Source organism: Halorubrum sp. SS7, from assembly GCF_005435055.1.
In the GTDB taxonomy this organism is placed as follows: Archaea; Halobacteriota; Halobacteria; order Halobacteriales; family Haloferacaceae; genus Halorubrum; species Halorubrum salinarum.
Window position 1 is genome coordinate 1 of the sequence record NZ_SGXV01000036.1, and the last position, 4866, is coordinate 4866.

The 4866-nt window shown below is 48.2% G+C and carries 7 protein-coding genes; 3 read left to right on the forward strand and 4 right to left on the reverse strand.

Annotated features, from left to right (window positions below):
- The first annotated feature begins 258 nt into the window (after window positions 1–258).
- On the forward strand, window positions 259–1281 hold the full coding sequence (locus EXE44_RS15940) for a hypothetical protein (protein WP_137706305.1): 1023 nt from the start codon (window positions 259–261) through the stop codon (window positions 1279–1281).
- A gap of 43 nt (window positions 1282–1324) precedes the next feature.
- Here the strand turns inward: EXE44_RS15940 and EXE44_RS15945 are convergent, their stop codons facing one another.
- A complete protein-coding gene (locus EXE44_RS15945; protein ID WP_137706306.1) occupies window positions 1325–1561 on the reverse strand; it encodes a hypothetical protein in 237 nt (78 codons plus the stop codon).
- A 62-nt stretch (window positions 1562–1623) separates the two neighbouring features.
- On the opposite strand from EXE44_RS15945, the gene EXE44_RS15950 reads away from it, so the two are divergent.
- Complete coding sequence (locus EXE44_RS15950) at window positions 1624–1935, forward strand: hypothetical protein (RefSeq protein ID WP_241989505.1); 312 nt, start codon at window positions 1624–1626, stop codon at window positions 1933–1935.
- A gap of 16 nt (window positions 1936–1951) precedes the next feature.
- Here the strand turns inward: EXE44_RS15950 and EXE44_RS15955 are convergent, their stop codons facing one another.
- From EXE44_RS15955 to EXE44_RS15970, 3 genes are all read right to left on the reverse strand, one after another.
- A complete protein-coding gene (locus EXE44_RS15955) occupies window positions 1952–3043 on the reverse strand; it encodes a hypothetical protein (RefSeq protein ID WP_137694949.1) in 1092 nt (363 codons plus the stop codon).
- 2 nt (window positions 3044–3045) lie between these two features.
- A complete protein-coding gene (locus EXE44_RS15960) occupies window positions 3046–4161 on the reverse strand; it encodes a hypothetical protein (RefSeq protein ID WP_137706307.1) in 1116 nt (371 codons plus the stop codon).
- A gap of 117 nt (window positions 4162–4278) precedes the next feature.
- Window positions 4279–4488, reverse strand: a complete 210-nt coding sequence (locus EXE44_RS15970; protein ID WP_137695043.1) for a hypothetical protein — start codon at window positions 4486–4488, stop codon at window positions 4279–4281.
- A 97-nt stretch (window positions 4489–4585) separates the two neighbouring features.
- On the opposite strand from EXE44_RS15970, the gene EXE44_RS15975 reads away from it, so the two are divergent.
- Window positions 4586–4783, forward strand: coding sequence for a ribbon-helix-helix domain-containing protein (locus EXE44_RS15975; RefSeq protein WP_137693500.1), 198 nt, complete (start codon window positions 4586–4588; stop codon window positions 4781–4783).
- Window positions 4784–4866 lie beyond the last annotated feature (83 nt).

Genomic DNA, 4866 nt, shown 5'->3' on the forward strand with positions numbered 1-4866 from the left:
CCCCGCAACGGGAGCGGGCTTCGCGTTCATCGGCCTGCTGGTCGCGCTCGACGACGTGATCGAGCACATGACGCCGTATCCGACACCGCTCGATCAGGTGTGGAAAAAGGCTGTTTACCCTATCGTAAAGCGAATAGAGGGCTTTTGATCAGTCTTTTCTGAAGGAAAGGACGCGTGATATACACTGTCTATTGAATATAGTTAGTATATCAATCATAGCACACATTTTTTACCTAAACAATTCGTTGACCAGTTAGTATGAGTATGAAGCCTCCTCTTGATCCCGATGAGATCATCGTTAAAGCAAATTACTTCATACCTGGCGAGCACGAGGAAGCCGCTCTTTCCAATATTAAAAAGTATCTTAGCAGAACCGTATTACAAGATGGATACAAGCGGGTCAATCAAGGAGACCTTCCATTTCTGCCTGAGTCCCGTACCATGACTTTCCGCTTAGAAATCACAAAGCCAGAACTGCCACTCTCATTCAAATTCAGAGAAAAACTGGGCCTTGCTCCGGAGAGAGAGAAACAAGATATTCTTACTGATAAATACCATGACCGTCTTAAACGAAAACGCGCTGACATCCCGTTTGAAATCGACTTTCACTTTCGAACTATCTCTATCCAGAATGGAACTGAGGGGTACGAAATCGAAGTAATTGCGCGACCTGTGTTGCTACAACAACAGCATCAGGGAATGCTTGATTCTAATGAAGAATATGACGTGAAGAGTGCTATCAGCACGACGAAGCAAAGAATCACAAAGTATGCTCGGAGAGTTGAAGCAGAAACATTCCAAGAACCACACACAGAAGCAGAATTGCTTGACAACTCTCTTGAACAGAAATATCGGGACATTCTCAGAGAGACAGAACATGGTAGAACCGCGATACAGTACATTGACGAGGGTGATTCCAGCTTCCAACGGGATCACCTCAACGCCGCACTAAGTTGCTACATTCACGGCATTGAATGGGTTATAATAGATTATCTGAAGCGGACGGGAGATAAAGATGTCATTGAACACGAAAAATCCGATGCCGGTGTACTCTACAAGTATTCAAATCTTGTAGACGGAATCCGACATAACACACCAGCGAGTCAGCGCACGATTAGCTACCTAGATAGGGTCAATGGTGCCGAACGTCGGTGGATGGCTCATCATAAGGACGGTAGCACGCTCAAAACAGATGTTAACACGCTTCGTGAGCGTTTACTCGAACTCATTGATGAGCTATTTAAAGATCAGTTGACTGATCAGACAGAACCAGTAAAATAGCGATCTCTGAATGCGGTTAGGGGAGCGAACGTCTTCCAAAAAGCTACACAAACGCCTGCGTCCGCTCCTCAGTATGCTCGCTAACGACCTCGTCGATGCCCTCCCGATCGACCATCGCCGCGTGTAGCGCCTCACCCGTAATCATCAGCTCGCTCATATCGTCGGCCTCCTCGATCCCCTCCTCCCACGCTTCACGTTCACCGGGGCGGAAGATCCCACGATCGTCGAGCGCGGCGACCAATTCACGCAGATCCTCGCGATAGGCGGATTGGAGAGACATGTTTCACTTTTACTCACCGCATATGGCTTATGTCTTTATTTAAACACCTGCTTGGCCAAGGTGTGCCCCCAAGTAGGACGCAGCAGATGATTGTTGAGCAGCGCGCGAAGGAACTCGAGGATTTCCGGCGGATGCTCCGGCCGGAGGCGGAGATGGCGTTCGGCGAGGTGCTGGGGATGATGGGCGCCAACGCTGGCGCCGCTGATTACCTGGAGCCGGCGTCGCCGCGGCGAGGGATGGACCTCTCGCTGTACATCGAGGCCGAGCTGGAGCGACAGCGGTTACAGGAGCAGATTGAGAATCTACAGGCGGAAATAAATCAAATGAAAGAGTACCTCGCTACCAAAGATATGAGCTCTGGAATCCAGTCTTAGACCTTCATAGAATTATTCACACCATAGTTTCACTGTCTAGGTAATCCCAAAGCTGTGTTTGCCTGTTTACTTCTTTTGCCGCAAGCCGCTCACACTCTTTTTCGATTTCTTCAATATCTTGGTCGATCTGCGAGTCGATCCACTTCCTTCTGAGAGTGTCTTCCAACCCATCGCTGTGGGTGTATCGGGAAACAATTTTGTAGTCCGCATCTGTTTCGTCGTATTCCCTCAGGAACCCTATTTCAAGACCCTGTTCAACAATTTCATCCACAATTTCCTCTCGCTTGGACTCTTCTAGATAAAAAAGATCACTGTCCACAATGTCGGAAATCTCTTGGACATTTACGAAACAATGTCCCCCCTCAGAGTAGCGTGCGGTTATTATTGTCCGGAGTTTTGTCACAGGGTCAGACTCTGGAAACAGATTGAAGCTGCCTTCAGTAGATTTGGCACGAGAGAGTGTACTGTTTAATTCTCTTTTTGAGTGCTTGATTCGGAGATTGACATCATCAAGGCTCTCACCATCTGGAATATCGTTTTCTGACGGTAGAACAGTGTTAACTGATATGCTCTTCTCCATCTGGTGAATCGCCCATGTTACTACGTCCCGACTTTCGCTGATTGCTTTTCGAGTAATTTGATCTGCGTCACCAGCGAAAGTGGCAAGAACGTACTCAACGTGTCTAGGTTCCTCACCTAAGTATTTCTCAACGATGTACTCCATGTTATCCTCGACAACTTGTCTTTGCTCACGAACCTCATTCAGAAGGCTTACTGGGCCCTGAGCGATGTTGGCCTTCGCCTCACCGAATATGGCCTGCCCCTCAAAATCCCACAGCAAGAAATCGAAGTTTGGTAAGCCCTTCTCTTCCAAGGGATCTGCCCGAAGAAATCGAAAATCCGATGGAGAGGGACTACTACTGAAAGGAAATATACACATATTGAGGAGCTTGCGGTGCTCTTGCTCTTTTTTTAAGCTCCGTTCAATCCGATCACGTTGTTCCTCTTCATGATATTGTTCAAGCCTCTCCTTCCGGATCTCCAGATATCGGTCTGCGAACTCATCATGCCAATGCTCGGGGACACTATCTGGAGGATCTATGCTCATTCTCAGGCAGTGGTTTCGGCATAAGCAGATTCGCTGTCGAATATATCGATAGTTGCGCGTTCGTCAACAGTTTCTGTGATGAGGTGGTAGAATTGAACGATTGTTGGGAATTCACAATCGTGTTTTGGAACAATCTTCATTGAGTCCTCAGTTGCGCTGATATTGAACGTCGCTTCACGGATCTCATCTGTGACTGTTGCAGAGAAATCAAGCGAACCAGCTTCTTTGGAGACGTCTGTAAATGTGAATTGCCGGTAGTTTTTCTCACCCGCTGATTCGACGAACTCCTCTGCCATCAGCAAATTAAACGATTTGTGGAAATCAATTTGTCCGGCGGTTACGTCAGCGAGTTCCAACTCAAGGTTTCCTGACCCCCGCCGCTCGGTTCGAAATTTGATCCGTTGACTCACCTCTTGAATATCTAAAACGTGATCCTGAATCTCCCGGATCAGATCGAATAAGAGCGTGAAGTTCTCTGCGTTCGTTCGCTTCAGCGTGAACTTACCGTTCTTATTAATTTTAAACTCGATCTCCTCTCCGCGGTATTCGACTCTAATAGGGACTACACCGTAATACTCTCTAAACTCTTGGAGGGTCTGACGCCCATCATCCCCGTTGTATATGATTTCTCGGTCATAGTCAGGACGAATATCCGCCTCGGCAAGATCAGGAATACGGCGCGATTTGAAGCTCGTGATCCGAATATCAGGATGCTGATCCAGAACCATGTGGTGCATCTTTTGGAAATCCTGAGGCACGATTGGCATCTCACCAATCGTCGAACTGCGCCGAATCGTGAGGTCGACTGTATTCTCTTTGGCTTCCTCTGTTGTAGCCGTGAAAAGCATTAGGAGAGAGTCATCGTAGTAGTGAGCGTAGTAGACCGGTCGCTCAGTTTCTCCGCCCCGACTAACGTACTCCCCGGTGATCTTATATATTTCTCCAAGCTGCTCGATCTGATAATTTTCTTGGAAGTTAGTCAGCCAGTCTTCCTCAGTAAGATAAAAATAGACTTTGACGTGGTTGTAGTGGTACCCCTCGAAGGTCTTGTCTGGACTTCTGTCTATCAGAGTCTGACAGAAAGACTCAATGTCGTATTCGTCTTGAGGGATTTTCATTCGTTCTGCTCGTCTCCTTACGCCCACCTTGTCTCGTCATGGTAAAAATGTTCGTGGATTGGTGAAACTGGCAAACTAACTGATAGCTCTCAATTTAGTCACTAATCTGTATTTTTGCTACTCTTGATTTGTTTCCGCAAACAGAGAGGGATCTTCTATTCCCTTTTTCATAAGTCGTCGTAGAGCTTCTGCCCGGGAAACATCCATTGAGATATCTCCCTCAATCTGTGCCATTTTTAGAGCCCGATCGAATTCCTCCACAAATTCCTCTGTGACATGCGTCGAAACAGTGGTTTGGCCATCACTACCTTCCGTACTCGATCCCATGGAAAGTGATTAACTGCGGCTGTTGAATAACCTACGCAGTTTGTATACTACTCATAGACGCAATGATTAAGTTAGTCACCTACAAAGGTAGGGGCGCATGGCGCTATCAGTCAATGTGACCGTCAACATGCCGATGGAGATGGTCGACGACGTGACCGAACAGGCCGAAGAACACGGAATGAGCCGTGCTGAGTACATCCGCTTCCTGATCCGGCAAGCCGACGACTCGCCGTTCGCGGTGCCGGAGCAGTCGCTCAGTTCGGCGGACGGCGAATCGAAGAAGGGCCCCGCGTGATGACCCAACCTAACGAGACACCCTCAGGGCCCGTCGAAGACAACGCGAGCGACCGTAAAAAGCGTGCGGAGCGCGCCGCCACG

Excerpts from the sequence above, each read along its gene's own strand:
- EXE44_RS15940 (WP_137706305.1), top strand. The coding sequence starts at position 259 with ATGAGTATGAAGCCTCCTCTTGATCCCGATGAGATCATCGTTAAAGCA.
- EXE44_RS15945 (WP_137706306.1), bottom strand. The coding sequence starts at position 1,561 with ATGTCTCTCCAATCCGCCTATCGCGAGGATCTGCGTGAATTGGTCGCC.
- EXE44_RS15955 (WP_137694949.1), bottom strand. The coding sequence starts at position 3,043 with ATGAGCATAGATCCTCCAGATAGTGTCCCCGAGCATTGGCATGATGAG.
- EXE44_RS15960 (WP_137706307.1), bottom strand. The coding sequence starts at position 4,161 with ATGAAAATCCCTCAAGACGAATACGACATTGAGTCTTTCTGTCAGACT.
- EXE44_RS15970 (WP_137695043.1), bottom strand. The coding sequence starts at position 4,488 with ATGGGATCGAGTACGGAAGGTAGTGATGGCCAAACCACTGTTTCGACG.
- EXE44_RS15975 (WP_137693500.1), top strand. The coding sequence starts at position 4,586 with ATGGCGCTATCAGTCAATGTGACCGTCAACATGCCGATGGAGATGGTC.